Below are 26,322 nucleotides of genomic sequence, written 5' to 3'. Positions count from 1 at the left end.
GGGCTCAGCGGGCGAGCGAGGCCGTGCGCTTGCGGGTGGCGAGGACGTCGTCCACCAGCCCGTACGTGCGCGCCTGCTCGGCCGTGAAGATGCGGTCGCGCTCCAGGTCACGCCGGATGTCGAGCACCGGACGGCCCGTGTGCCGGGCCAGGACCTCCTCCTGCTGGTCGCGCATGCGCAGGATCTCGCGCGCGTGGATCTCCAGGTCGCTCGACTGGCCGCGCGCGCCCTCGGTCGCGGGCTGGTGGAGCAGCACCCGGGCGTGGGGCAGCGCGGCCCGCTTGCCGGGCGTGCCCGCCGCCAGCAGCACCGCCGCCGAGGCGGCCTCGCCGATGCAGACCGTCTGGATCTCCGGCCGGACGAACTGCATCGTGTCGTAGATGGCCGCCATCGCGGTGAACGACCCGCCCGGCGAGTTGATGTAGAGGTTGATGTCGCGGTCGGGGTCGAGCGACTCCAGGGTCAGCAGCTGCGCCATGACGTCGTTGGCGCTGGTGTCGTCGATCGGGGTGCCGAGGAAGATGATGCGGTCCTCGAACAGCTTGGCGTAGGGGTTGGTCTCCTGCACGCCGTAGGAGGTGCGCTCGGTGAAGGACGGCAGCACGTAGCGTCCGCTCATGTCAGTTCATCCCTCCGGCGATGTGGTCGACGAAGCCGTACTCCAGGGCCTCCTGGGCGGTGAACCAGCGGTCGCGGTCGGAGTCGGCCTGGATGCGCTCCAGCGGCTGGCCCGTGTGGTGGGCGATCATCTCGGCCAGCCGGCGCTTGGTGTGCAGCAGGTTCTCGGCCTGGATCTGGATGTCGGCCGCCGTGCCGCCGATGCCGCCGAGCGGCTGGTGCATGACGACGCGGGCGTTGGGCAGGGCGTAGCGCTTGCCCTTGGCGCCGGCGCACAGCAGGAGCTGGCCCATGGAGGCGGCGAAGCCCATGGCCACCGTCGCCACGTCGCACGGCACGAACTGCATCATGTCGTACAAGGCCATCCCGGCGGTCACGGAACCGCCCGGCGAATTGATGTAAAGGGTTATGTCGCGAGTCGGGTCCTCGGCCGCCAGCAAAAGCATCTCGCCGCACAGCCGATTGCAAATGTCGTCGTCGACCTCCTGGCCGAGAACGAGGATGCGTTCTTTCAGCAGCCGCTGGCTGAGCTGGTCAGGCCACTGCGTGCGCGCGGTCTCCGTCATGGGTCGCCTTTCTCTCGGACTATTGGCAAACGCTAGACCCGGGCCCGCGCCATTCATCGGGGTTTTCGCTGGCGGCGCATTTCTCTCAGGGCGCATTCCTCCGAGAGCGAATAATCATCGACATATACTCGCGGGTGTGAGAAAGAACCTCCCCCGCCGCTGGGCCTGCCTCATCCTCGGCGGGGCGCTGCTGATGCCGTACATGATGGCCGGGGCCCTGGTCGCCGGGCTGACCAGCGGCGGCCAGGGCGAGTTCCTGCTGCCGCTGCAGGTCGGGCTGTACGCGGCCGTCCTCCCGGTGGTCGCGGTCACCGGCCTGTTCCTGCCGGTGCGGGGGCTGGAGGTGAGCGCCGCGCAGGGGCTGCTGGGCGCGCGGGTGGAGACGCCGCCCCGCGACGCGCGCCGCTCGTGGCAGGAGCGGCGGCGCACGGCCGCGTGGTTCACGCTGCACCTGGCCGTCGGGGGCGTGGTCAGCGGCTTCACGCTGGCGATCGTGCCGTTCACGCTGTACACGCTGGCGCTGCCGTTCGTCGCCGATCCGTTGCCGGTGCTGGGCGTCGCGGTGCGGCCGGGCTGGCCGACGCTGGCGTGGACGGCGGCCGGCCTGGCCGCGCTGGCGGCGCTGGTCCTCATGGCGGCGGGGGCGGGGGCGCTGCTGACCCGGCTGGCGCCCGTGCTGCTCGGCCCGACCCCCGGCGAGCGGCTGGCGGCGGCCGAGGAGCGGGCACGGGTGCTGGCCGAGCGCAACCGGCTGGCCCGCGAGCTGCACGACTCGGTGGGCCACGCGCTGAGCGTGGTGACCCTCCAGGCCGCCGCCGCCGGGCGCGTGCTCGACCGCGACCGGGAGACGGCGCGGGCGGCGCTGGACGCGATCGAGCGGTCGGCGCGCGCGGCTCTGGAGGATCTCGACCACGCGCTCGGGGTGCTGCGCGCCGGTGATCCGCCGGGCGGGCCCGGCGCGCGGGGTGACTGGGCGACGCTCGACGACCTCGACACGCTCGTCGCCTCGTCGGGGGCGCCGGTCGAGCACGAGGTGGGCGACGTGTCCGCCGTTCCGGCGCCGGTCTCCCGGGAGGCGTACCGGATCGTACAGGAGGCGCTCACCAACGCCATCAAGCACGGCCGCTCCCCGGTACGGCTGGCGGTGGCCGTGCGGGACGGCGCACTGCGGCTGGAGGTGACCAACCGCACCGCCGCCCCCGGAAGCGGGAACGAGAACGGCGACGGGAACGGGGCGCGCGGCGGCCGGGGGCTGGCGGGCATGCGCGAGCGCGTACGGCTGCTGAACGGCGACCTGGACGCCGGCCCGGCCGAAGCGGAGGGGTGGTGGCGGGTGCGCGCGCGGCTCCCGCTACGGTCGGCGCCATGACGGTGAGGGTCGTGATCGCCGACGACGAGGACCTGGTGCGCGCCGGCCTGCGCGTCATCCTGTCCTCCGAGCCGGGCGTGGAGGTGGTCGGCGAGGCGGCCGACGGCGCCGAGGTGCTGCCCGTGGTGCGCCGCGAGCGCCCCGACGTGGTGCTCATGGACGTGCGGATGCCCGCCGTGGACGGCATCCAGGCCACCCGGCGGCTGGTGGCGCTGGACGACCCGCCGAAGGTGCTCGTCGTCACGACGTTCGAGAACGACGACTACGTCTACGACGCGCTGCGGGCCGGGGCCGACGGGTTCCTGCTCAAGCGGACCCGGCCGGACGAGCTGCTGCGCGCGGTCAAGCTCGTCGCGGCCGGCGACACGCTGCTGTTCCCCGCCGCGATCCGGGCGCTGGCCGCCCGCCGGCCCGGCTCGGACGTGCCGGGCATCGGCCGGCTGACCGGCCGGGAGGGCGACGTGCTGCGGCTCATGGCCCGCGGCCTGTCCAACGGCGAGATCGCGGCCGAGCTCGTCGTCGGCCAGGAGACGGTCAAGACCCACGTCGGCAACGTGCTGGCCAAGCTCGGCGCCCGCGACCGCACCCAGGCCGTCATCGCCGCGTACGAGTCCGGCTTCGTGTCCCCGGCCGACCCCCGCTGACGGACCGGGTCAGGAAGCCGAGCTCGCCAGGATACGGGCGGCGGGCAGCACGGTGCTCTCGGCCGCCGTCATGCCGGTCGCCGCCAGGTGCGCCTCCACCAGCCGCAGCCCCACCGCGTACCCCGCCATGTCGGGGATGCCGCGCGGCTGCCCGCCGAACAGGCGCGCCGCGGTGTCGCCCAGCACGTACGCGGGGGTGTTCCACATCCCGGGCAGGTCGATGTCCGCCATGATCCGCTCGTGGGCCCGCTCGTACTCGGCCCCCGTGACCCGCGACGACCACGGCCCCATCGCCTCCGGCCCCGACAGCTCCCGTACGAATGCCTCGGCCAGCCCCTCGGACAGGACGTGCTCGCCGACGGTCACGGTGGCCGGGTCCCACTCCACGCTGGTGTGGCGGACGGCGTGGTGGAACTCGTGGACCGCGCAGTGGGCGATCCGCCCGATGACGTCGTCCGAGGGCCAGGCCAGCAGGTACAGCCAGCCGGTCGCGCCCGCCATGCCGTAGTAGCCGCCGGTCACGTTCATGAGGTAGTCGTCGTCGGGGTTGCCGAGCACCAGCATGACCTGGAGCCGGTCCGGCTGCCGGACGTCCTTCAGCCGCTCGGAGGCGCGGTTCAGCTCGCGCTCGACCTGCCCGAGCACGTCCTCCTCGATCATGCGGCGGACGGCCGGCAGGTAGCGGGGGTCGTCGGCGTCGACCCGGAAGCCGTTGCCGCGGTGGTGCAGGTCGACGCTGTCGCCCGGCATGGGGATGGCGGTCCGCATCGGCGCCAGCACCTCGCGCAGCAGGCCGGGGCGGCGCTCCAGCGGCTGCTCCAGCAGCTCGGCCATGGGCGTCAGGGTGTCGTGAACGATGAACTCCATGCCGCCGGACGCTAAAGGGTGACGTCACGTCAGGCTCAAGCCGGTTCTCAGAGCTGCTGGTCCTGGCCCTGGTCCTCGCCCGGCGAGCGGCCCGGCGAGCCCTGGCCGCTCTCGCTCGGCGACGGCGTCGGCGAGGGCGAGGGCCGCTGCGGCTCGGGCGACATCGGGCTCGGCGGCGGCGTCGGCTCGAAGTTGGTGGGCGGCAGCGGCCGGGGCAGCGGCTCGCCGTCCGACCTGCCGAACAGCAGCAGCAGGGCGATCGTCGTCAGCAGCGCCACCAGCACGGCCAGCGCCAGGGCGGCCATGAGCACCCGCCTGCGGGTCTCGGTGAGCGGGGCCGGCCGCGGCGGCGGCCCGGGCAGCGCGGGCTCGCGGTCGGTCAGCCAGTACGGCACGAAGTCCGGGCCGTGCGCGGGCCCGATGAAGGTGCCCCCGACCATCACCGGCCCGAGGAACCACTCGGCCCCCGGCCGGCCCGGCACGTACGGCACGGCCACCCACGGCGCCCGGCCGGTCTCCATGGCCAGCACCTCGGGCGCGCCCTCCAGCACGGCGGCCCGCGGCCGGGACACCCTGACGAGCCAGCCGCGCATGCCGCCGCCCCGCGCCGACGCCTCACGCATCGTGGTCACGAAGCGCTCGCGCGCCGCCGCGTCCAGGGCGGCCCCGTGGGTGAGCACGGCCACCGACACCGCGCGGCCGTCGGCGCCCTGCCCGAGGTACACGAAACCGGCCGGGGCCTGGTGCAGGCGCGCCTGCACCACGAACGGCCCCAGCCTCGGGGGATCGCCATACTGCAGCGGACTTGCCACGTTTGCCATGAAAGCACAGACGTGGCGTGATGCACGTTCGCGGGACGTTTGGTGGAATGGGCGTCATGAGCGTCGCCGAAGAGTTGCCAGGCGGGACGGACGCGGGCGTGCTGCGTCAGGCCCTCGACGAGGTCCGGCGAGTCATCGTCGGGCAGGAGCACATGGTCGAGAGGCTGGTCGTGGCCCTGCTCGCGCGCGGGCACTGCCTGCTGGAAGGGGTTCCCGGCGTCGCCAAGACCCTGGCCGCCTCCACCCTGGCCACCGTGGTGGGCGGCACGTTCGCCCGCATCCAGTTCACGCCCGACCTGGTGCCGAGCGACATCGTCGGCACCCGCGTGTTCCACCCGTCCAACGAGAAGTTCGACGTCGAGCTGGGTCCGGTGTTCGTCAACTTCCTGCTGGCCGACGAGATCAACCGGGCGCCGGCGAAGGTGCAGTCGGCGCTGCTGGAGGTGATGGCCGAGCGGCAGGTGACGCTGGCCGGCGTCACCCATCCGCTGCCCCGGCCGTTCATCGTGCTGGCCACGCAGAACCCGATCGAGTCCGAGGGCGTCTACCCGCTGCCGGAGGTGCAGCGCGACCGGTTCCTGTTCCGGGTGCGGGTGCCGCACCCGAGCGCGCACGAGGAGCTGGAGATCCTGCACCGCATGAGCGTCGCCCCGCCCACGCCGGCGCGGGTGCTGGAGCCGGAGCGGCTGCTCGCCCTGCAGGGCGCGGCCGAGGCGGTCTCGGTGCACCAGCTCGTCGCCGACTACGTGGTACGGCTCGTCATGGCCACCCGCTCGCCGGCCGAGTACGGCCTGGCCGACCTGGGCGAGACCATCGAGATCGGGGTGAGCCCGCGCGCCACCCTCGGACTGGTGTCCGCCGGGCGGGCGCTGGCGCTGCTGCGGGGCCGCGACTACCTGCTGCCCGACGACGTGCGCGACGTGGCCGTGGACGTGATGGCGCACCGGCTGATGCTGACGTTCGACGCGCTGGCCGACGGGGTGGACCCCGAGCAGGTGGTCAGGCAGATCCTGCACGCCGTGCCCCCGCCTCTCGTCGTCTGGAACCAGAACCGGTGAGCTCCGGTGGCACGGCGGAGCAGGCGCTGCGGCGGCTGGAGCTGGTGGTGACCCGCAGGCTCGACGGCCTGCTGCACGGCGCCCATCTGGGGCTGCTGCCCGGCACGGGCAGCGAGGCCGGCGACAGCCGGGTCTACGTGCCCGGCGAGGACGACGTGCGGCGCATGGACTGGGCGGTGACCGCGCGCACGACGGTGCCGCACGTGCGCGACCTGATCGCCGACCGCGAGCTGGAGACGTGGGCGCTGGCCGACCTGTCGCCGAGCATGGACTTCGGCACGGCCGACACCGACAAACGCGACCTGGTGGTGTCGGCGATCGGCGCGCTCGGGTTCCTGTCCAGCCGCATGGGCGACCGGTTCGGCGCGCTCGTGCTGCACGACGAGTACGTCCACCGCATGCCCGCCCGCACCGGCCGGCCCGCCCTGTACGGGCTGCTGCACTCGCTGATGGACGCCCCGCGCGGCCGGCCCGTGCCCGACGCGCCGGACCTGGCCGAGGGGATCGAGGTGCTGGCGGCCACCCGCAGGCGGCGCGGCATGCGGGTGGTGGTGTCCGACTTCCTGGACGCCCGCCCGGAGCTGGACCCGGCGGCCGAGCGGCCCTGGGAGCGGCCCATCCGCCGCCTGGCGGCCCGCCACCAGGTGCTGGCGGTCGAGGTGATCGACCCGCGCGAGCTGGAGCTGCCCGACGTGGGCCGGGTCGCGTTCGCCGACCCCGAGACCGGGAACGTACGCGAGGTGCATCTCTCACCCAAGATCCGGCAAGCCTATGCCGAGGCGGCGGCGGCGCAACGGGAGGGCACCCGGGCGGCGCTGCGCCGCGCCGGCGTCGCCCACCTCGTGCTGCGCACCGACCGCGACTGGGTGTTCGACGTGGCGCAGTTCGTGCTGCGCCAGCGCCGCATGAGCCACCTCGCGCACCGGAGATCCTCATGACCTTCCTGTCTCCCGCGTGGCTGTGGCTGTTCGCGCTGCTCGTGCTGCTCGCCGCCGGCTACGTCGCCGCGCAGTTCGCCCGGCGCCGCTACACCGTGCGCTTCACCAACCTGGCGCTGCTCGACCTCGTCGCGCCCGCCGGGCCGGGCTGGCGCCGGCACGTCGCGCCCGGGCTGTTCCTGCTGATGATGGCGCTGCTGGTGCTCGGCGCGGCCAAGCCCGCCGACCAGGTGCGCGTGCCGCGCGACCGCGCCACCATCATGATCGCGCTGGACGTGTCGCTGTCGATGGACGCCGGCGACGTGCGGCCCAACCGGATCAGCGCGGCCAAGACCGCGGCCCAGGCGTTCGTCAAGGAGCTGCCCGACCGGTTCAACGTGGGCGTGGTCTCCTTCGCCCGCTCCGCGAACGTCGTCATCTCCCCCACCACCGACCACCAGGCCGTGATGACCGCCATCGGCAACCTGTCGACCCGGCCGGGCACGGCCATCGGCGAGGCGGTCTTCAACGCGCTCGACTCGGTCCGCTCGTTCGACCAGGAGGCGGTCACCGACCCGCCGCCGGCCGCGATCGTGCTGCTGTCCGACGGCGACAACACCTCCGGCCGCTCGGTCAGCGAGGCGATCGACGCGGCCAAGCAGGCCCGCGTCCCCGTCTCCACGATCGCGTACGGCACGCAGGAGGGCACGGTCTCCATCGACGGCCGGCCGGTCAACGTGCCCGTGAACAAGCAGACCCTGCAGTCGCTGTCCGACGGCACCAGCGGCCGGGCCTACACCGCCGAGTCGGGCAGCGAGCTGCGCGACGTCTACGAGCAGATCGGCACCTCGCTCGGGTTCAAGCTGGTGAACCAGGAGATCACGCAGTGGTTCATCGTGGCGGCGATCGTCGCGGGGGTGCTGGTGGCGGGCGCCGCCGTCCTGTTCGGTGCGCGGATCCCGTAACGTTCAGGCACGTGGCCCACTACTTCTCCGAACAGCCGGGAGCCGCCAGCAGGCCGGGAACCGTCGATCTGGTGCTGCCCGACCTGCACCTGCGGCTGGAGACCGACCGGGGCGTGTTCTCGCCCGAGCGGGTCGACCTCGGCACGCGCGTCCTGCTGGAGACCGTCCCGCCCCCGCCGCGGGAGGGCGACCTGCTGGACCTCGGATGCGGCTACGGCCCGATCGCGCTGACCATGGCCTCGCGCGCCCCGGAGGCGACGGTGTGGGCCGTCGACGTCAACCGCCGCAGCGTGGAGCTCACCGAGCGCAACGCGCGGGCCGCGGGCCTCGGCGGGGTGCGGGCCGTGCACGCCGACGAGATGCCGGACGAGGTGACCTTCCAGGCCATCTGGTCCAACCCGGCGATCCGCATCGGCAAGCCGGCCCTGCACGCGATGCTCACCAGGTGGCTGTCGCGCCTCGCGCCGGGCGGCGTCGCCTACCTGGTCGTCCAGAAACACCTCGGCTCCGACTCCCTGCAGCGCTGGCTGGGCGAGCAGGGCTGGCAGGCCTCCCGCGAGGCCTCCCGGGCCGCCTACCGAATCCTGAAAGTGGAAGCATGAGAAGGCAGCTGCGCCCCACCGACGTCAAACGGCTCAACCGCGCCTGGCGGCGTCAGACGGGCAACCGGCTCTCCCTGATCCTCGAGTCGGTCACCGGCCCGTTCAACGTGGGGTCGATCTTCCGGACCGCCGCCGCGTTCGGCGCCGACCAGATCTGGCTGGCCGGCAACGCCACCCCGCCGACCAACCCCAAGGCCGGCAAGACCGCGCTCGGCACCGAGCGGCTGGTCACCTGGCACGAGGCGATGCCGGCCGGCGACGCCGTCAAGGCGGCCCGCGACGACGGCTACACGGTGCTCGCGATCGAGCTGACCGCCGGGGCCGCGCCGCTGCACCGGGCCGACCTCGACCGCGACGTGTGCCTGGTGGTCGGCAGCGAGGACCACGGCTGCTCGCCCGCCCTGCTGGACGCCGTGGACGGCGCCTGCTACATCCCGCAGGTCGGCCGCGTCGGGTCGGTCAACGTCGCCGTGGCCGCCGCCATCGCGCTGGCCGAGGCGCGCCGCCAGGAGTGGCAGAATCTGGCTGAGGTGCCTGAGTCTCCCTGATTTTGGGGGATGCTCGCTGATTCGTAACCGTCGTCCGCATCCACATCGGCATCCACGGAAGGCATACTTCAGGACGTGCTCAGCCGTCGTTTCGCCTTTCTCGACCATCCGGGCCCGCTCGCCTTCGCCCATCGCGGGGGCGCGGCCGAGGGCGCGGAGAACTCCGCCGCGGCCTTCGAGCGGGCGGTCCGGCTGGGCTACACCTACCTGGAGACCGACGCGCGGGCCACGGCCGACGGCGTGCTGCTGGCCTTCCACGACCCGACGCTCGACCGGGTCACCGACCGGCGGGGACGCCTGTCGGAGCTGCCCTACCGCGAGGCCGCCCGGGCCAGGATCGGCGGGGAGCACGAGATCCCGCTGCTGGAGGACCTGCTCGGCACCTGGCCGGAGGCGCGTTTCAACATCGACGTGAAGGAGGCCGGCGCCATCGCGCCGCTGGCCGACGCGATCAGGCGCACCAACTCCTACGAGCGGATCTGCCTGACGTCGTTCTCCGACGAGCGGCTGCTGATGGCCCGGGCCGCGCTCGGCCGCGAGGTCTGCTCGGCGCTCGGCCCGCGCGGCGTGGCCGCGCTGCGCGCCGCCGCCTCGACCTCGGGCTACGGCCGCATGCTCGCCCGCCTGTCACGGGCGGGCGTGCCGTGCGCGCAGGTGCCGATGGGCTTTCGCGGGCTGCGCGTCACCACGGGCCGGCTGGTCCGCACGGCGCACGCGATCGGCATGCAGGTGCACGTGTGGACCGTCAACGACCGCGCCCGCATGGACGGGCTGCTCGACCTCGGGGTCGACGGCATCATGACGGACGACATCACCGGCCTGCGCGAGGTGCTCGACCGCCGCGGCCAGTGGCATCCCGGCCGCATGGCGGCCTGAGCGGTGGCTCGCACAGCAGCTCGTACAGCAGCGCGGACAGCAGCCCGGACAGCGTCCTAGGAGCGACTCGACACCATGCCCGTACCCGCACCCCCCGCGGTTCCCGACGACCCCACCGCCGACTCCCCGGCCGCCCGCCGGCGGGAGCAGCGCGGCTGGTACGTCTACGACTGGGCCAACTCCGCGTTCTACACCACGATCATCTCGGTGTTCCTCGGCCCGTACCTGATCCCGGTGGCGCGCACCGCGGCCTGCGCGAAGGACTTCCCGGCGGTCGCGGCCGAGACGTGCGCGCGCGACTTCGACAAGCTGGCCGCCGCGCATCCCGGGCTCGGGTACGTGGACGTGCTCGGCGCCGACGTGCGGCCCGCGGCGTTCTTCGGGCTGACGCTGACCGTCGCGGTGTTCCTGCAGATCGTCTTCCTGCCGATCGTGGGGGCGCTGGCTGACCACACCGGCCGCAAGCGCGAGCTGCTCGGCGCCTTCGCCTACGTCGGCGCGCTGGCCACCATGGGCCTGTACTTCGTCGAGGGAGACCGCTACCTGCTCGGCGGCGCGCTGTTCGTCGTCGCCAACCTGGCCTACGGCTCGTCGGTGGTCGTCTACGACTCGTTCCTGCCGCAGATCTCCACCCCGGACGAGCGCGACGCGGTGTCCTCGCGCGGCTGGGCGATCGGCTACCTCGGCGGCGGCCTGCTGCTGGCCCTCAACCTGGTGCTCTACCTCCAGCACGAGAGCCTGGGCCTCAGCGAGGGCATGTCGGTGCGGATCAGCATGATGTCGGCCGGGCTGTGGTGGGCGACGTTCACGATCGTGCCGCTGCTGCGGCTGCGCAACCGGCCGGTGCCCGCCCACGAGGGCACGGCGCTGCGCTCGGTGGCGGGCAGCTTCCGTCAGCTCGGCCGCACGCTGGCCGAACTGCGGCGCTACCCGCTGACCCTGCTGTTCCTGGTGGCCTACCTCGTCTACAACGACGGCATCCAGACCGTCATCGGCAACAGCGCGGCCTTCGCCTCGGAGGCGCTGAAGCTGAGCAAGACGGTGCAGATCAGCGCGATCCTCATGGTGCAGTTCGTGGCGTTCTTCGGCGCGCTGCTGCTGGGCCTGCTGGCCCGCCGGTACGGCACCAAGCGGACCGTGCTGGCCAGCCTGGTGGTCTGGACGGCCATCGTCGTCGCCGCGCTGTTCGTCCAGGAGGGGCAGGCGACGCAGTTCTACCTCATGGCGCTGGCCATCGCGATCGTGCTCGGCGGCACCCAGGCGCTGTCGCGCTCGCTGTTCTCGCAGGTGATCCCCAAGGGGCGGGAGGCGGAGTACTTCAGCCTGCTCCAGATCAGCGACAAGGGCTCGGCGTTCATCGGCGCGCTGACGGTGACGATCGCGCTGCAGCTCACCAACAGCTACCGGATGGCCATGGTCTCCATGATCGTCTTCTTCGTGGTGGGCTTCGTGCTACTGGCCCTGGTCAACCTGCCCAGGGCCATCCGGGACGCGGGCAACGAGGTGCCGCACCGGATCTGACTCCCCGCCGCCGTCCGCGCGGGCCGGGCCCGGCGCGGCGAGGACCATCGTGCCGGGCCCCTGGGCCGCGCCGGGCCCGGCGACGGCGGTGACCGTGTCGGCGTCCGCCGCGCCGCCGCAGTGGGGGCAGGTCACGACGGGGGTGAACCGCTCGCCGCAGGAGTGGACGAGCAGCGCGGGCGGGCCGCCGGGCGGCGTGGCCCAGCGGTCGCCCCAGGCCATCAGCGTGAACAGCGCGGGCACCACGTCCCGGCCGGCCTGGGTCAGCGCGTACGCGTAGCGGACCGGCCGTTCCTGGTACGGGCGGCGCTCCACGACGCCCGCCGCCACCAGGTGCTCCAGCCGCCTGGTCAGCAGGTTGCGCGAGATGCCGAGGTCCTCGGCCAGCTCGTCGAACCTGCTCAGGCCGAGGAAGAGGTCGCGCAGGATCAGCGGCGTCCACGGCTCGCCGAGCACGCCGACGGCCTGGGCGATGGAGCAGTGCATCTCACCGAACCTGTTCACGACACCAGCTTAGTGGGTTGATAAAGTGAACTCATGTCAGTTCACATTCAGGACTCACCAGCGAGGGCCTACCGCGAGGCGGGCGAGGCCAAGGACGTCGACGCGGTGATGGCGACGCTGTCGCCCCGGGTCTCCTTCCACTCCCCGCTCACCGGCTCGGCCCCCTTCGAGGGGCACGAGCGGGTGCGAGCGGTCTTCGCCGCGGCCCTGGGCGCGCTCGCGGAGCTGCGCTACCACACCGACGTGGGCGACGAGCGGACCCGCATGGTCGCGGCCACCGCCCGGCTGGGCTCGCAGCCCATCGAGGAGTCGGCGCTGCTCCGGCTGGACGAGGACGGGCTGATCGAGGACATCACCCTGTGGATCCGGCCGCTGCCAGGCCTGACGGCCCTCATGGCGGCCCTGGGGCCCCGGCTGGCGCGGGCCGGCGGCAAGCCCGGGCTGGCGCTGCTGGTCGCGGCGGCCACGCGGCCACTGGCGGCCATGACCCGCCTCGGGGACCGCACGCTGGTCCCGCTGCTGAACCGCCCCTGACGAACCCCCGGGAGGAGACCGAAGCACCGAAAAGAGAGCACCGCTCTTGACGAGCGCCGCCCCAATGCGAGAGCATTGCTCTCATCACAGAGCGATGGTTTCACCTGGGAGTGGTCATGAGTCCTCGTCTCACCTCGGCGGCACTGGCGTCGGCCGGCCTGCTGTTCCTCGTCTACCCGGCCGTACGGCCCGCGGGGGACGACGCCGCCGCCATGGCCGCGCCCGCCTGGGTGGCCGGGCACCTGGCCGCCATGCTGGGGTTCGTCCTGCTGGGCCTCGGCCTGCTGGGGCTGCGCGAGCTGCTGGGCGGCCGGCTGTCCCTGCGGGCCGTGGCGATCACCTGGGTGGGCGCGGGCCTGACGCTCCCCTACTACGGCGCCGAGGACTTCGGGCTGCACGTGATCGCGCGCAGGTCGTTGCGCGACGGCGCGCCCGCGCTCATGGAGCTCGCCGGCGAGTTCCGGTTCCATCCCGTGGCGATGACCATGTTCGCCGCCGGGCTGGCGCTGCTCGGCGTCGGGACCGTGATGGCCGCCGTCGCGGTGCGGCGCTCCGGCCTCATGGCCGCGTGGAGCGCGGCGCCGCTCGCGCTCGGGTTCGCGCTGTTCATCCCGCAGTTCTTCGGCCCGTACCCGCTGCGGGTCGCGCACGGCGCACTCATCGCCGCGGGTGGCCTGTGGCTGGCGGCCGAGACGTGGCGGTCGGGCCGGCGGGCGCCCGCGACGTCGTGAATCTCGCCGCCGGCGCGCTGCGGCCCGGCCTGGAGCCCGCGCCCGCACCTGCGCGAACGCCGGTCTCAGAGGGGTTGCCGCGCCTCTGGAGGGAACTCCTGAGCCCCTGGGCGATTGGATCACGCCACGGGTGGGAATCCCATCACGGTATCAAGCGTTAGACACCGTGGGAGACAGACCCCCCGCGCAATGGGGGCCCTGTAGGAGGCATTCAGACATGGGCGAGCGAGCACTTCGTGGCACCCGGCTCGGGGCAACCAGCTACGAGAACGACCGTAACACGGATCTGGCCCCACGCCAGGAGGTGTCTTACACCTGTCCGAAGGGGCATCTCTTCGAGGTACCGCTCGCCGCCGAGGCCGAGATCCCCGCGACGTGGGAGTGCCGCATGTGCGGCGCCACCGCGACGCGGGTGGACGGCGAGCAGCCCGAGTCGAAGAAGACCAAGCCGCCGCGGACGCACTGGGACATGCTGCTGGAGCGGCGGTCGATCGAGGACCTGGAGGAGGTGCTCAACGAGAGGCTGGCCGTCCTGCGCGCCCAGCGTCGTAAGAGCGCCTGAACTCCTCTTCACGGTGTGAGGCCCCCGGGCAGCCGCCCGGGGGCGCCTTGTTGGACGCCGGTTCCCGATGAACGGGGACCGGCGTTCGCCATGCCCGCGGAGCGGCGCCCGCACGCCGGCGACCCCCTGTGCCTTCACGTCGGCGCCTTCGTCATGGCAAAGGAGCCGTCGCGGCGTTCAGTTGCCGCAGGAGCAGTCGCAACCGTCGCAGCAGTCACAGCAGTCGCATGAGCACTGGCAGCAGTCGCAGCAGCCCTCGCATCCGTCGCATCCGTCGCGCAGGTAGCAGCGCTCGTCCCAGGCGGCGCTCTTCAGCTCGCTCCACTCCGGCCGCCACAGCCCGCACGTGAAGACGGTGCCCGCGGCGGCCACCGTCCGCAGGGGCCAGGCGGGACGCCGCCGGGACGCCGTCTCGTGCCCGCCGGACGCCGTCTCGCGCCCGCCGAAGGCGCGGGCCACCGCCCGCCGCACCTCGGTGCCGAGGAGCACCTCCACGAGGTGCCGCTGCTCCAGCTCCAGGTCCCGTACGGCGAGCGCGATGCCGTGCGCGGCGTCGTCGCAGAGCCGCCGCGCCTCCTCGCGGCCGGTGCCCGTGGCGATGAGCGGGTTGAACGCGCCCCGCGCCGCGTCCTCCTCCTGGTCCTCGGCGGCGTCGAGCAGATGGGCGAGGCGGCCGAACAGCGTGCCGATCTCGGCCAGCGCCGCGGCGTTCCCGGGCCGGCCGGCGAGGACGGCGGTGTGCGCGAACGCCGCCGCGACCGCCTCCTCGGTGGGCCGCGTCAGCTCCAGCAACGCCACCCTCCCCGCCCCCGCGCCCGCTCCCCCGGCGCCCGGGACCGCCTCATGCGAGTCCAGGCCGAGCAAGGTCGTGGCGGCGCGGCGCTCCAGGTCGACCTGCCGGTCGGCCGTCGCCGCCAGCGTCGCGGTGTCGAACCCCACCTCCGCCCCGAGCCGCGCCCCGGCCGCCTCCCAGCGGGTCGCCAGCAGGCGGCCCGCGGCGGCCGCCGCCGGGGCCGCGTCGCCGTCCGCGGCGTGGTCGCGGAGCCGCCCGGCGGCCAGGACGAGCGACACCGAGGCGGCGAGCCGCGCCCCTCGCGCCCGGTGGTCCACGACGTCGGCCCGGCGCAGCCCGCGCAGCGCGCACGGACCGGCGGTGCGGTGCGGGGAGGCGGACGGGAGCTGCGCCTCGGTGAGCACCGAGACGATCAGCGTGTCGTAGTTGGTGGCCAGCCGGGCGGCCTGGCCCTGCCCGTCCCGCAGCGTGAGGCACAGGCCGCACAGGTGGGCGCGCCACGCGTCGCGCACGCTCGCGCAGGCATGCGTGACACAGGGGCGGATGATTCCGAACACACAACCTCGCCGGTCTTGGAACGATCTATGCGATTGGTCGGAGGATCGTACTCCGAAACCGGCTCGGGAGGATACGCCCGGTCATTCCCTGCCCCTTGAGGGCCGGACCTCGGCCCGACGCACGCCCCGCGACCGCGTTCCAGGTGCGGGCCGGTCCTTCATGGCGCCGCACCTCCTCGTGAACCGCGGTCAGAACGTGGCGATCGGGTTGACCGGGCTGCCGGACGTACCGGCGAAGCGGACCGGCGCGACTGCGAGGTGGAAGTCCCACTGGCCGAGTTCGGCGGCCGTCATCGCGCACGCCTCCAGGTCGCAGTTGTCGAGCATCCACAGACCCATGGCGACGAGGCTCACGGCGTGAACCGGCATCAACACGCCGTCGTACCCCGACGGCTGAACGTCCTGGGGGGTGTCGGCGCCGATCAGCGCGACCTCCCGTTCGTGCAGCCACGGCAGGCAGGACGCGTGCCACCCGGCCTGCGTGAAGCCGCTGACCGCGCCGGTCTCGTGCCGGACCCGGCCATAGCCGGTCCGCAGGAGTACCGCGTCGCCGGATCGCACCCGCACACCCTGGCGACGCTCGGCCTCCTCGAGATCGTCGGGATACACGCCCTGCCCCGGTTCCAGCCACGGCACACCCCGCACGCTCGCGATGTCGAGCAGGACACCCCGCGTGACGATCCCGTTCGCCGCCGCCGTGACGGACGCCCACGCCGATCCCGTCGCGGCGTCGACCAGCGAGTGCGACCGCCCGTTGTACATCATGCCGTCCCAGAAGATGTGGCACGGCGAGTCGAGGTGGGTGAGGGTGTTGCCGTGGAACGTGACGGCGAGCCGTTCGGAGGAGAAGCCCCAGCGCCGGTCGTCGCGGAATCCGGGCGCCGGCATGTTCTCGGCGCCCGGCATGTCGGCGGCGCACGGGCACGTCGTGGTCGACCGCTCCATGTCCCGCGGTACGGCGACCTCCCACGCGCACGACACGCTCCGGCCGTGGCGCACGGCCCGCGCCGCCGCCAGCCGGACGTCGTCGGTGATGTGGTTCAGAGTGCCGAGCTCGTCGTCGTCGCCCCACCTCCCCCAGTTCGACAGCGTGTCGAAGTACCCGAGCACGTCCTCCTGTGTGGGCATCGGCCGTCCTGCCGTCATCCCAGCATCGACTCCTCCGGTCACGTGGTTCGCGAGGCACCGTAGGCACCGTAGGCAGGGTATCCCGGCCTCTTCTTGGACACGATCCCGCCGACCGTAGGCCCAGGAAAGCAGCGCCACGTCGGTCAGCGGGACAGCCCGCGGGGTGGCGCGTCCCCCGTTGTCCATGCCACACTCACTGTTATAGAACTCTATGGAGAGTTATAGAACGAGGTGAGCGAGATGCGAATGGCGCCGCCATGGCGTGAGCCCGTACCGGCGACCGGGACGATGGGCGAACCGCGGCCGCTGGGCCGGTTCGGCGAGTACGGCGGCCGGTACGCCCCGGAGTCCCTGGTCGAGGCATGCCGCGAGGTCGATGAGGCGTTCCGGCAGGCGCGGGCGGACCCGGGCTTCGCCGCCGCCCTGGCGGAGCTGCTCGCCTTGCACGCCGGGCGGCCGACCCCGCTCACACCGGCCCGCCGGCTGTCGCAGGAGCTCGGCGTGCAGCTGTACCTCAAGCGGGAGGATCTCACCCACACCGGATCCCACAAGATCAACAATGTGCTGGGGCAGGCCCTGCTGGCCGCCCGGATGGGACGGCGCAGGCTGATCGCCGAGACCGGAGCAGGCCAGCACGGGGTGGCCACCGCGACCGCCGCCGCGCTGCTCGGGCTGGAGGCCACGGTGTTCATGGGCGAGCGCGACATGGAGCGGCAGGCGCTGAACGTCTTCCGCATGCGCATGCTGGGCGCCGAGGTGGTCCCGGTGACCACCGGCAGCCGTACCCTCAAGGACGCGACCAGCGAGGCCATGCGGCACTGGGTGGGCGCGACCGGCGACTCCCACTACTGCGTCGGCTCGGTCGTCGGGCCGGACCCGTATCCGTGGATGGTCAGGGAGTTCCAGCGGGTCATCGGCGACGAGGCCCGCGGGCAGTGCGCCGCCGAGCTGCGGACCGGCGTCCCGGACCACGTGGTGGCGTGCGTCGGCGGAGGCTCCAACGCGGCGGGCACGTTCGCCGGCTTCGCCGACACCTCGGCGCGCTTCGTCGGGGTCGAGGCGGAGGGCGGCGCCGGGGCGGCCCGCGGCAGGCTCGGCGTCCTGCACGGCTGCCGCTCGCTGTTCCTGCAGGACGACGACGGGCAGATCATCGAGGCGCACTCCATCGCCGCCGGGCTCGACTACCCGGGGGTCGGGCCGGAGCACGCCCACCTGCGCGAGCTGGGCCGGGCCCGGTACGTCACGGTGACCGACGAGGAGGCGGTCGGCGCGGCGGTGCGCCTGGCGCGCAGCGAGGGCATCGTCCCGGCGCTCGAATCGGCGCACGCCCTCGCCTGGGTGATCCGCGCGGCGGGCGACGGCGAACTGGCGGCCGGATCGACGGTCCTGATGACGCTGTCCGGCCGGGGCGACAAGGACATCTCCACCCTGAAGGAGCTGCTGTGACGAACATCCTGGCCGCGGGCGCGGTCGAACGCCACCTGCGTGCCCGCCGGGACACCGGCCGCGCTCTGCTCATGCCGTACGTCACCGGGGGCGTCACACCCGGCTGGACGCGGTACCTGACGGCGTTCGCCGAAGCCGGCGCGGACGCGATCGAGGTCGGCCTGCCGTTCTCCGACCCCACGCTCGACGGCGTCACCATCCAGCAGGCGAGCGAGGCGGCGCTGGCCCGGGGGGCGAGCACCCGCCGGATCCTCGCCGACCTGGCCGAGGCCGGAGACGTGGGCGTGCCGCTGGTCGCCAGCACCTACTACAACCTGGTGCTGCACGACGGGCCCGAGGCGTTCTGCGCCGCGCTGCGGCGGGCCGGCGTCGACGGTCTGATCGTGCCCGACCTGCCGGTGCACGAGGCGGGCGAGCTGACGGGCGTGGCCGCCGCCGCCGGGGTCGACCTGGCCCTGCTGGCGTCGCCGGCGACGCCGCGGCCGAGACTGGAGGAGATCTCGCGCCGCAGCCGCGGATTCGTCTACGCGGTGTCGCTGATGGGCACCACCGGCGAGCGGGCCGCCCTCGCCGCCTCGGCGGCGGAGCTCACCACGCGGATCAGGAGCGTCACCGACCGGCCGGTCTTGCTAGGATTTGGCATTTCCACGCCTGGGCAGGCGCGGGAGGCCGGCCGGCACGCCGACGGCGTGGTGGTCGGCGCCGCGGTCATGCGGCGGGTGCTCGACGGGGCGGGACCGGACGACCTGCGGGCCTTCCTCGCGACCCTGCGCCGGGCCCTCGACCAGGAGTGACGCACCACGATGACCCCCGACGCCGGGCACGCGGCGAGATACCGCGCCATCGCCGCCGACCTCGCCGCGAAGATCCGGTCGGGACACTACGCCCCCGGCGAGGCCCTGCCCCCGCAACGGGAGCTGAGCGCCTCCTACGGGGTGACCCTCATGACGCTGCGCCAGGCGTTGCGGGAGCTCAGTGACGAGAGGCTGATCGTGCAGCGGCCCGGCAAGGGCACGTTCGTGGCCCCGCCCCACCTGGCGTACCAGCTGGGCTCCCTCCGCAGCCTGGCCGACGATCTCCGGGAACAGGGCCACGACGTGCGCACCGTGGTGGCCGGGCGGGCGATGCGCCGGGCCCCCGCCCGCATCGCCGCGGAGCTGCGGCTGCGTCCCGGCGACAGCGCCCTGCGGCTGGAGCGGGTCCGCGAGTTCGCCGGGCGTCCCGCCGTTCACCAGGTGTCCTGGGTCCGTCAGCCGGTGGCCGGCCGGATCCGCGACCGCGACTTCACCGCCGTCTCCCTCTACACGGCGCTCGCCGACGCGGGAGTGGCGGTCGCCCGGGCGTCCGAGGTGGTCCGGCCGGGCCTGCTCGACGCCGCCGCCGCGCGCCGCCTTCACGAGCCCGAGGGCAGTGCCGTGCTCGTCAGCACCCGGATCACCTACACGCCCGACGGCGTCCCCGTCGTGTCGGACCATGCCACCATCCTGGGCACCATGATGGAGATCCGCACCGAACGCGCCGCGACCGGCCTCTCCCTCACCTGGCGCGCCACCAGCTAGCGCCCCGCGGCGGCAGGCGGCGCCATGTCCGCGTCAGGCCGGCTCTCCGCGGCCCCCGGCGTGCCTTCCGCCTGCCACGTCTCACGCAGGGCCTTCAGGGCGCCGCCCCAGGCGAGGAGCTCGTCCAGCATGACGCTGACCGCCTCGGCGTGGTGGGCGGCCGGGGCGAGGACCTGGAAGTTCTCGAAGTCCGTGGCGAGGGACAGCGCGATCTGGGTGCGTACGTCGGCGACCTGCAGCTCACCCATGATCAGGCGCAGGTGTTCCACGGCTCGGACGCCTCCCGCACTGCCGTAGCCGACGAAGGCGGCGGCTTTGTTGTTCCATTCGGCGTACAGGAAGTCGATGGCGTTCTTCAGCGCCCCTGACGTGGAGTGGTTGTACTCGGGGGTGACGAACACATACGCGTCGAAGGACGCGATCGTGTCGGCCCAGGCCCGCGTGTGCGCGTTGGCGTAGTGGCCCATCGCCGGCGGCAGCGCCTCGTCCAGGAGCGGCAGGTGGAAGTCCTCGAGGTCGACGATCTCGAACGAGGCGTCGTCCCGTCCGGTCGCCAGGTCGTGGATCCAGCGGGCCACGGCCTCGCCGTTGCGTCCCGGGCGGGTGCTGCCGATGATGATGCCTACGTTGATCATGAGTACGTCCTCGGTGGTCGAACAGGGCCGCTCAGCTGCGGCCGGGCAGGCTCGCGGCCATGACCAGGCCGGTCGCGGTGAGAATGAACATCCAGGCGAGGGCCGGGGCGAAGCCGCCGGCCTGGAGGACGACGGCCATCAGCGCGGTGCCGGTGGCGGCGCCGATCCGTTGCACGATGGTGCTGGCGCTGGTGGCGTGCGGGATGGCGGCCGGGCGCAGGGTGCGGTAGACGGCGACGCTGACGGACAGGCCGGTCACGCCGAATCCCACTCCGCGCACGAGCAGCGCCACGCTCAGCAGGAGGGTGTCGGTGTCAGGGGTCGCGAAGACGAACGGAAGGGTGCCCAGGGTGGCCGCGGCCATCCCGGCCAGGGCCGGCGGACGCGGCGGCAGGCGGTCGGCGTACTGTCCGGCCAGCAGGGACGCCAGCGCGACACCGAGGGTCTGGGGAGCGAGCGCGAGCCCGGCGTCGAGCGCGGACAGGTGGTGCAGGCGCTGGTAGTACAGCGGCAGCAGGAACATCGGCCCCCAGCTCGTGACGCCGAGGACGAACATCATGACCGTCCCCGACCGGAAGCCGCGATCGGCGAAGAGCCGCAGGTCGAGCAGGCTCGCCTCGGCCCGGCGGAGCGAACGCGCGATGAACGCGGCCAGGAGCCCCACCCCCGCCGCCGCCGTCAGCGTCGTGGTCCCGATCCCGGCCCGCGTCTCCAGCCCGGTCAGCGCGTACAGCAGGACGACCACCCCGGCCGGCAGCAGGAGCAGCCCGGCAAGGTCGAGACGACGTTCGTCGCGCACCTCGTCCCGGGGGAACCACCGCCACGTCATGGCCAGCGAGACCAGGATCAGCGGCGCGTTGACGAGGAAGACCCAGCGCCAGCCCCAGCCGTCTATCAGCACGCCGCCGAGCACGGGCCCGGAGATCGGGGCGAGCTGCCCGACGAAGCCGACCTTGCCCATCACCCGGCCCAGCCGCTCGGGTCCCGCGGCGCGGGCCAGGACGAGCTGCGTCACCGGCAGGATCATGCCACCGCCCAGCCCTTGCAGCGTCCGGAAGGCGATGAGCGAGCCGGCCGACCACGCGGCGCCGCACAGGATCGACCCGAGCAGGAACAGCCCCAGAGCTGTCAGCCACACGGCGCGGGCGCCGAAGCGGCCGACCGACCAGCCCACCAGCGGGATGACGGCGGTCATCGCCAGCACGTAGGAGGTGGTGACCCACTGGATCACCGTCACCGTCGCGGACAGGTCCCTGGCCAGCTCGTCCAGCGCCACCGCGACGATGGTGGTGTCCAGCAGCGCCGCCATCGCGCCCGCCAGGACCGTCGCGGCCAGCGGCAGGAGGGCGCGGCCGGTGGTCGTGGCGGAGGGCGCGGCGCTCGTGTTCGGCGCGCTCACGGGATCAGCAGGGTCTTGCCGATCGTGGCGCGGGCTTCGATCGCCCGGTGCGCCTCGGCGGCCTCGGACAAGCGGTAGGTCTGGCCGATGACCGGGCGCAGCCGACCGGCTGCGGCGTGCGCGAGCGCCTCCTCGGCCAGCTCCCGGATCTCCGCCGGGGCGGGTACGCCGCCGTCGGGGACGAGCGTCACATGCGGGGCCGGCTCGGTCCAGGAGCCGGAGGCCATGCCGTACACACTGGCCCGGCCGCCGGGACGCACGGCGCGCATGCCCTGCGCGCCCACGACGCCGCCGACCCCGTCGAAGACGAGGTCGACGCCCCCGCTCATCTCGGCGACCTCGCGTTCCCACCCCGGCTTGGAGTAGTCGACGTAGGCGAGAGCGCCCAGCGAGGCGACCAACGCCTCCTTGCCCGGACCGCGGGCGGCGCCGACGACCTTCGCCCCGGAGGCGGCGGCGAGCTGGACCAGCAGGCTGCCGACGCCTCCGGCGGCCGCCTCCACCAGCACCCACTCGCCCGGACGCACCTCGGCCCGCCGGTGCAGGAGCACCGCTGTCCGCCCGTCGGCCAGCAGCGCCACCGCGTCCCGCAGCGTCACCTCGGCCGGGACGGGGACGAGGTCCTCCGCGCGGGCCACGGCCAGCTCCGCGTAGCCGCCGGTGCCGCCGGTCGTGGTCACCACGGTCCGCCCGACCAGCGCGGCGTCGGCCCCCGGGCCGACAGCCGAGACGCGGCCGCCCACCGCGTTGCCGGGGATGCGCGGCAGTGGTGGCCGCTGGTGGGCCGCGGGACCGCGGCCGGCCCGCACCTGGGTCTCGACGTACGTGATCCCGGCATAGTCGACCGCCACGAGCACCTGCCCCGGCCCCGGCACCGGGTCCTCGACCTCCCGGACGCTCAGCACCTCCGGCCCGCCGAACCGATCCATGACCACAGCCCGCATGACATCCTCCTCAACCGGACTCTTCAACGGGAGCCTTCAACAGGACTCCTCAACAGGACTCCTCAATGGGACTCCTCAATAGGAGCGAAACGCTCCGCTTGGAGGGACCTTACAATCGGAGCGATTCGCTCCGCAAGTTCGGTATGCTGGCGACATGACCGCATCCAAGCGCCGCGGCCCTCGGCAGGCGGAAGCCGAGCGCAACGACCGGGCCCTCCTCCTGGCGGCACGCCAGGTACTGGCGGACGACGGGGCACACGCTTCGGTCGCGGCCATCGCAGCGGCCGCCGGGGTCGGCATCGGCAGCCTCTACCGCCGCTACCGCACGAAGGAGGAGCTCTTCCAACGGCTGGCCGAACTATCCCTCGACAACTGGAACCAAGCCGCCGAACGCGGTCTCGCCGAGGACGATCCCTGGGAAGGGCTGGCCTCCTTCATCGTCACCTGCGCCGAGTTCGGCCAAGGTTCGCTCGCCCCGATCGCCGGCACCATCAAGGTCACCGAGGAGATGCGGGCCAAGTCCGCCCGCTCCGACGAACTGCTCGCCGCGCTCGTCGCGCGCGCCCACCAGGCCGGCGTGCTCAGGCCGGACGTCACCGCCGTCGACATCTCCCTGCTGATCGAGCAGCTGGGCCGATCGCCCGCCCTGGAGCAGCTGCGCAAGCAGGGCCGCGCGGACCTCCTCGAAGCCGCCGCCGACGCCTACAAGCGCGTTCTCACCATCGCCGTGGACGGCCTGCGCACCTGCCACCCGCGTCCGCTGCCCGGCGACCCGCCCACGGACCGGCTCTTCACCGAACGCTGGGCACACGAAGGCGACCGATCCCGGCATGATGAAGAACCACCCGCCCGAGTCCGAGGTCGACGCGGTGGCGCCGGTGCCGTCGGTGCCGTCGGTGCCGTCCCGGCCGGACCGGACGATCAGGCCGATCGCGAGGGATCTTAGGATCAATCGCGAGGGATCTTAGGATCAACCGCGCGACGCCGCGGGGCGCGCACCGCCGGCCCGATGCCCGCCCGCACCGGCGGCCCTCCCGCGGAAGATATCTGTGGATTTCGGGGAACCCGTGCCTGTCCGCCGACACAGTCCAGGTGTGATGGACAACCTTCCCACCGACGCCGAGCTGTGGAGACGTGCGGTGGACGGGGACACCGAGGCCTTCGGCGTCATCTTCGACCGGCACGCGCGCGCCGTCTACAACCATTGCTTCCGCCGCACGGCTGACTGGTCGGAGGCCGAGGACATCACCTCGGTGGTGTTCCTGGAGGCGTGGCGGCGGCACGGGGAGCTGAGCCCCGAGCGTGACTCGGCGCTGCCGTGGCTCCTCGGCGTGGCCAACAACGTCCTGCGCAACCGTTACCGCGCCAAACGCAGTCATCGGGACGCTCTGGACCGGATGCCCGCCCTGTCCGCGGAGCCCGATCCGGCCGATGACATCGCCGGACGGATCGACGACGAGCACCAGATGCGCCGTGTGCTCGTCGCGGTGAACCGGCTTCCTCTCGCCGACCAGGAAATCCTGTCCCTGTGCGTGTGGGCGGGGCTCAGCTATGACGACGCCGCGATCGCGCTCGGCCTTTCGGTGGGAACGGTGCGCTCGCGCCTGTCGCGGGCTCGCGTCCGGCTCAGGGAGCTGACGGCCTCCTTTCGGGGCGAGGCGCGGGAACTGCCGGCCGGTACGGCACACAGACCAGGTGAGCGCCACACCGCGCTCCGACCCCCTGTGGAGGAGTCATGACAGATCCGCTCATTCCCGAGGAGCGTGACCTTCCCAGCGGTCGCCATGCGCTACGAAAGGCCCACCTCATGGCCGAGATGACCAGACCTGTGACGTCACCACCTCAAGAACCGGGCTCGGCCCGTCCGTCCCGCAGGCGGTCACGGCTCGCGGGCCGCCCGGCCATCGCCGCCGCCGCAGCGGCCGTCGCCGCGGTGGCGGCAACCGTGGTGACCGGACAGAACGCGTCCACGGCTCAGGCCGCCGTGACCTGCTCCAAGGACCATGACTATGTGGTCGCCCGCATCATGGATCCGCTGGCCGGCCATGAGCGCCTCAGGAACGACTTCCGCGCGTGCGGCTTCGACATCGATCTGAAGCTGGTCCCCGTCTCGCCCAGCGTGGTGGGGAGCATCGTGATGATGGAAGGAGGACAGAAGATCGACACCGTCGACGACCCGTCCTGCCGGACGGCGAGCGGCGCCCAGTGCCCGATCGGTCTGCGCATCGAGGCGGGGTTCACCGGCAAGGCCACGGTGGTTCTCGGGCGGGCCGCCCGCTCCGGCGAGCCCTACGCCTCCACCAACACCTCGACGGCGAAGGGCGAAGCCCTGGAAGGCGTCTCAGTCGAGGGGCGCACCGTCGCCGAGGCGGAGACGATGATCGCCCAGAGGCACGTGACGATCGCGCGTTACAACGTCCAGTGGTCCCTTCCGGACGGGCGCGGCTACGGGGACCTCACCTCCCGGCCGAAGATCGACCCGGCTTGGCGGGTGACAAGCGTCGAGCCTTACGCACCTGGGCAGGTCGTGCTGATGATCGATCCTGCCGGACCCGTGCCGTCGGACATCAGGCAGAAGATCGAGGGCGCCGGCGCACCGCCATCGGCCGTACCAGGGGCGACAGCCACGTCGGGATCCTGAATCGGGGCCCTGGCCCGGCTTATGCGTTTGCCGGTGCTTGAACAACCGAGAACCGATCTGGCCCACGACCGGGGGCCTGGGGGTCGGAAGACCCCCGGACGGGGGTGTGGGGGCTCGCCCCCCCACGGCGCTGCCTGGATGCCCCATGGCGCGAAGCGCCTCCGTGTGAAGGACCGTGCCCTTCGCCCTGGAGAAGGCCGGCTAGGCCTCGCGGTCCTCGCGCAGGACCTCGCCGTGGACCACCTTGCCGCCGCCTCCGGGGCCGCCCGTCCCGGCGTCGGGAGCGCCCGGGAACGACTGGGGGAACAGCTGCGCGTACGGTGAGGCGGCGGCCATGCGCTTGACCCTGCGGTCGAAGAACCACGTCCCGAGGCGGCGCATCAACGGCCGGGTGAACGGCAGCACGCACAGGAACCCGGCGATGTCGGTGAAGAAGCCCGGGGTCAGCAGCAGCGCGCCGCCCACGAGGATGAGCCCGCCGTCGGCCAGCTCCCGGTCGGGCATGCGTCCGGACTCGAGCGCCTCCCGCAGCGCCCGCCAGGCGCGCCGGCCCTCGCGGCGCACGAGCCAGGCGCCGAGCAGGCTGTCGGCGATCAGCAGGGCCACGGTCGGCCAGCCGCCGATGACCGAGCCGACCTGGATGAGCAGCCAGATCTCCAGGACGGGGACGACCAGGAAGGCCAGGAACAGCAGGAGCCGCATCGTTTCCTCGATTTCAGCGCACGCGCGTACGAAAGGAACAACGACCGGCGGGGCCGCCGCGTTCCGCGATCAGGTGCGCCTCCTGGCGAAGCGGGCCGGCAGACCCGTGAAACCCCACACGGCGATCCGCCAGAACGCCTCGGTCATGATGCGCCGGCTCATCTTGCTGGTGCCGACGGTACGCTCCACGAACGTGATCGGCACCTCGGCCACCCGCAGCCCGTGCCGCGCGGTGCGCAGGGTGAGGTCGACCTGGAAGCAGTAGCCCTGCGACTCGACGTCGGCCAGGCCGATCTTCTCGAGCGTCTCGGCCCGGTAGGCGCGAAAGCCCGCGGTCGCGTCGCGGACCCCGAGACCCAGCATGATCCGGGTGTAGATGTTCGCGCCGCGCGAGAGCAGCTCGCGGGAGGCGGGCCAGTTGACCACCTCGCCGCCGGGCACCCACCGCGAGCCGATGGCCAGGTCGGCGCCGCCGGCCAGCGCCTCCAGCAGCTTGGGCAGTTCCTCCGGCTGGTGCGAGCCGTCGGCGTCCATCTCGACCAGCACGTTGTAGCCCTCGCCGAGGCCCCAGCGGAACGCCTCGATGTAGGCGGCGCCGAGCCCCTCCTTGCCGGGCCGGTGCAGGACGTGGACGTGGTCGTCCTCGGCCGCGAGCGCGTCGGCGACCTCGCCGGTGCCGTCGGGGCTGTTGTCGTCCACCACGAGCAGATGGGCCTCCGGCAGGGCCGCCCGCACCCGCTCGACGATCATCGGGACGTTGCCGCGCTCGTTGTAGGTCGGCACGATGACGAGCACTCGGCCAAGAGTCTCCATGA

At 73.1% G+C, this 26,322-nt stretch carries 30 protein-coding genes; 18 read left to right on the top strand and 12 right to left on the bottom strand.

What is annotated here, in order from left to right; all coding sequences use genetic code 11:
* Positions 1-4: 4 nt before the first annotated feature.
* Together HT134_RS17075 and HT134_RS17070 are read right to left on the bottom strand one after the other, a co-directional pair.
* A complete protein-coding gene (locus HT134_RS17075) occupies positions 5-619 on the bottom strand; it encodes an ATP-dependent Clp protease proteolytic subunit (RefSeq protein WP_175601360.1) in 615 nt (204 codons plus the stop codon).
* Position 620: 1 nt separating this feature from the next.
* Positions 621-1,184, bottom strand: coding sequence for a ClpP family protease (locus HT134_RS17070; protein ID WP_175601359.1), 564 nt, complete (start codon positions 1,182-1,184; stop codon positions 621-623).
* A 136-nt stretch (positions 1,185-1,320) separates the two neighbouring features.
* On the opposite strand from HT134_RS17070, the gene HT134_RS17065 reads away from it, so the two are divergent.
* Entirely contained in the window at positions 1,321-2,553 is a 1,233-nt protein-coding gene (locus tag HT134_RS17065; RefSeq protein WP_312888181.1) for a sensor histidine kinase, read from the top strand.
* Entirely contained in the window at positions 2,550-3,197 is a 648-nt protein-coding gene (locus HT134_RS17060) for a response regulator transcription factor (RefSeq protein WP_175601358.1), read from the top strand. The genes HT134_RS17065 and HT134_RS17060 overlap by 4 nt, the downstream gene beginning before the upstream one ends.
* Positions 3,198-3,206: 9 nt before the next feature.
* Here HT134_RS17060 and HT134_RS17055 read toward each other — a convergent pair whose 3' ends face one another.
* Positions 3,207-4,064 carry a DUF2268 domain-containing putative Zn-dependent protease gene (locus HT134_RS17055; RefSeq protein ID WP_175601357.1) on the bottom strand — a complete coding sequence of 286 codons (858 nt, stop codon included), beginning with the start codon at positions 4,062-4,064 and terminating at the stop codon, positions 3,207-3,209.
* Positions 4,065-4,111: 47 nt separating this feature from the next.
* Positions 4,112-4,885: a hypothetical protein gene (locus tag HT134_RS17050; protein ID WP_175601356.1), complete on the bottom strand. Its 774-nt coding sequence runs from the start codon at positions 4,883-4,885 to the stop codon at positions 4,112-4,114.
* A gap of 56 nt (positions 4,886-4,941) precedes the next feature.
* Here HT134_RS17050 and HT134_RS17045 point away from each other — a divergent pair, with 56 nt between their 5' ends.
* From HT134_RS17045 to HT134_RS17015, 7 genes are all read left to right on the top strand, one after another.
* Positions 4,942-5,943: an AAA family ATPase gene (locus HT134_RS17045; protein WP_175601355.1), complete on the top strand. Its 1,002-nt coding sequence runs from the start codon at positions 4,942-4,944 to the stop codon at positions 5,941-5,943.
* On the top strand, positions 5,940-6,881 hold the full coding sequence (locus tag HT134_RS17040) for a DUF58 domain-containing protein (RefSeq protein ID WP_312888180.1): 942 nt from the start codon (positions 5,940-5,942) through the stop codon (positions 6,879-6,881). Before HT134_RS17045 ends, HT134_RS17040 begins: the two co-directional genes overlap by 4 nt.
* On the top strand, positions 6,878-7,825 hold the full coding sequence (locus HT134_RS17035) for a VWA domain-containing protein (RefSeq protein WP_175601354.1): 948 nt from the start codon (positions 6,878-6,880) through the stop codon (positions 7,823-7,825). Before HT134_RS17040 ends, HT134_RS17035 begins: the two co-directional genes overlap by 4 nt.
* 11 nt (positions 7,826-7,836) lie before the next feature.
* Entirely contained in the window at positions 7,837-8,427 is a 591-nt protein-coding gene (locus tag HT134_RS17030; protein WP_175589467.1) for a class I SAM-dependent methyltransferase, read from the top strand.
* A complete protein-coding gene (locus HT134_RS17025; protein ID WP_175601353.1) occupies positions 8,424-8,975 on the top strand; it encodes a TrmH family RNA methyltransferase in 552 nt (183 codons plus the stop codon). Before HT134_RS17030 ends, HT134_RS17025 begins: the two co-directional genes overlap by 4 nt.
* A 75-nt stretch (positions 8,976-9,050) precedes the next feature.
* A complete protein-coding gene (locus tag HT134_RS17020) occupies positions 9,051-9,851 on the top strand; it encodes a glycerophosphodiester phosphodiesterase family protein (RefSeq protein WP_175601352.1) in 801 nt (266 codons plus the stop codon).
* Positions 9,852-9,926: 75 nt separating this feature from the next.
* A complete protein-coding gene (locus HT134_RS17015; protein ID WP_175601351.1) occupies positions 9,927-11,372 on the top strand; it encodes an MFS transporter in 1,446 nt (481 codons plus the stop codon).
* Here HT134_RS17015 and HT134_RS17010 read toward each other — a convergent pair.
* Positions 11,304-11,876: a winged helix-turn-helix transcriptional regulator gene (locus HT134_RS17010; RefSeq protein ID WP_217707968.1), complete on the bottom strand. Its 573-nt coding sequence runs from the start codon at positions 11,874-11,876 to the stop codon at positions 11,304-11,306. The two genes, HT134_RS17015 and HT134_RS17010, sit on opposite strands and share 69 nt — an antisense overlap.
* 33 nt (positions 11,877-11,909) lie before the next feature.
* Between HT134_RS17010 and HT134_RS17005 the strand changes: the two genes are divergently transcribed.
* The 3 genes from HT134_RS17005 to HT134_RS16995 all read left to right on the top strand — a co-directional run bounded on the left by HT134_RS17005 (position 11,910) and on the right by HT134_RS16995 (position 13,703).
* Complete coding sequence (locus HT134_RS17005; RefSeq protein ID WP_175601350.1) at positions 11,910-12,410, top strand: nuclear transport factor 2 family protein; 501 nt, start codon at positions 11,910-11,912, stop codon at positions 12,408-12,410.
* Positions 12,411-12,526: 116 nt separating this feature from the next.
* Positions 12,527-13,141, top strand: coding sequence for a hypothetical protein (locus HT134_RS17000; RefSeq protein WP_175601349.1), 615 nt, complete (start codon positions 12,527-12,529; stop codon positions 13,139-13,141).
* Positions 13,142-13,358: 217 nt separating this feature from the next.
* Positions 13,359-13,703, top strand: a complete 345-nt coding sequence (locus HT134_RS16995) for an RNA polymerase-binding protein RbpA (RefSeq protein ID WP_175589473.1) — start codon at positions 13,359-13,361, stop codon at positions 13,701-13,703.
* Between the two features lie 177 nt (positions 13,704-13,880).
* On the opposite strand, the gene HT134_RS16990 is transcribed toward HT134_RS16995, so the two are convergent.
* Entirely contained in the window at positions 13,881-15,053 is a 1,173-nt protein-coding gene (locus HT134_RS16990) for a DUF5685 family protein (RefSeq protein ID WP_175601348.1), read from the bottom strand.
* A 189-nt stretch (positions 15,054-15,242) separates the two neighbouring features.
* Complete coding sequence (locus HT134_RS16985; protein ID WP_175601347.1) at positions 15,243-16,181, bottom strand: cyclase family protein; 939 nt, start codon at positions 16,179-16,181, stop codon at positions 15,243-15,245.
* 240 nt (positions 16,182-16,421) lie between these two features.
* Between HT134_RS16985 and trpB the strand changes: the two genes are divergently transcribed.
* Genes trpB through HT134_RS16970 form a run of 3 tightly spaced genes read left to right on the top strand, consistent with a single transcriptional unit; the run spans position 16,422 to position 19,186 of the window.
* A complete protein-coding gene (trpB, locus tag HT134_RS16980) occupies positions 16,422-17,627 on the top strand; it encodes a tryptophan synthase subunit beta (protein ID WP_446685759.1) in 1,206 nt (401 codons plus the stop codon).
* Positions 17,624-18,421 carry a tryptophan synthase subunit alpha gene (trpA, locus tag HT134_RS16975; RefSeq protein WP_175601346.1) on the top strand — a complete coding sequence of 266 codons (798 nt, stop codon included), beginning with the start codon at positions 17,624-17,626 and terminating at the stop codon, positions 18,419-18,421. Before trpB ends, trpA begins: the two co-directional genes overlap by 4 nt.
* A 9-nt stretch (positions 18,422-18,430) precedes the next feature.
* A complete protein-coding gene (locus tag HT134_RS16970) occupies positions 18,431-19,186 on the top strand; it encodes a GntR family transcriptional regulator (RefSeq protein WP_175601345.1) in 756 nt (251 codons plus the stop codon).
* Here HT134_RS16970 and HT134_RS16965 read toward each other — a convergent pair.
* The 3 genes from HT134_RS16965 to HT134_RS16955 are packed head-to-tail and all read right to left on the bottom strand — an operon-like array spanning position 19,183 to position 22,164.
* Entirely contained in the window at positions 19,183-19,821 is a 639-nt protein-coding gene (locus HT134_RS16965) for an NADPH-dependent FMN reductase (RefSeq protein WP_175601344.1), read from the bottom strand. The genes HT134_RS16970 and HT134_RS16965 overlap by 4 nt on opposite strands.
* A gap of 31 nt (positions 19,822-19,852) precedes the next feature.
* A complete protein-coding gene (locus HT134_RS16960; protein WP_312888179.1) occupies positions 19,853-21,220 on the bottom strand; it encodes an MDR family MFS transporter in 1,368 nt (455 codons plus the stop codon).
* Entirely contained in the window at positions 21,217-22,164 is a 948-nt protein-coding gene (locus tag HT134_RS16955; protein ID WP_175601343.1) for a zinc-binding dehydrogenase, read from the bottom strand. Before HT134_RS16955 ends, HT134_RS16960 begins: the two co-directional genes overlap by 4 nt.
* Before the next feature lie 154 nt (positions 22,165-22,318).
* Here HT134_RS16955 and HT134_RS16950 point away from each other — a divergent pair, with 154 nt between their 5' ends.
* The 3 genes from HT134_RS16950 (at position 22,319) to HT134_RS16940 (ending at position 24,805) form a co-directional block, all read left to right on the top strand.
* On the top strand, positions 22,319-23,110 hold the full coding sequence (locus HT134_RS16950) for a TetR/AcrR family transcriptional regulator (RefSeq protein ID WP_175601342.1): 792 nt from the start codon (positions 22,319-22,321) through the stop codon (positions 23,108-23,110).
* Between the two features lie 151 nt (positions 23,111-23,261).
* Positions 23,262-23,903, top strand: coding sequence for an RNA polymerase sigma factor (locus HT134_RS16945; protein WP_175601341.1), 642 nt, complete (start codon positions 23,262-23,264; stop codon positions 23,901-23,903).
* Positions 23,900-24,805, top strand: a complete 906-nt coding sequence (locus HT134_RS16940) for a hypothetical protein (protein WP_175601340.1) — start codon at positions 23,900-23,902, stop codon at positions 24,803-24,805. Before HT134_RS16945 ends, HT134_RS16940 begins: the two co-directional genes overlap by 4 nt.
* 201 nt (positions 24,806-25,006) lie before the next feature.
* Here HT134_RS16940 and HT134_RS16935 read toward each other — a convergent pair whose 3' ends face one another.
* Together HT134_RS16935 and HT134_RS16930 are read right to left on the bottom strand one after the other, a co-directional pair.
* Positions 25,007-25,507 carry an FxsA family protein gene (locus tag HT134_RS16935; RefSeq protein WP_175601339.1) on the bottom strand — a complete coding sequence of 167 codons (501 nt, stop codon included), beginning with the start codon at positions 25,505-25,507 and terminating at the stop codon, positions 25,007-25,009.
* Positions 25,508-25,576: 69 nt separating this feature from the next.
* The gene (locus tag HT134_RS16930; protein ID WP_175601338.1) at positions 25,577-26,320 is read right to left on the bottom strand and encodes a polyprenol monophosphomannose synthase; all 744 of its coding nucleotides are present in this window, start codon (positions 26,318-26,320) and stop codon (positions 25,577-25,579) included.
* Positions 26,321-26,322: the final 2 nt, after the last annotated feature.

The sequence above is a fragment of the Nonomuraea rhodomycinica genome (assembly GCF_013363995.1).
Lineage (GTDB): Bacteria > Actinomycetota > Actinomycetes > Streptosporangiales > Streptosporangiaceae > Nonomuraea > Nonomuraea rhodomycinica.
Note: the sequence above shows the minus strand (reverse complement) of the source record. Positions and strands in the feature narration are given on the sequence as shown.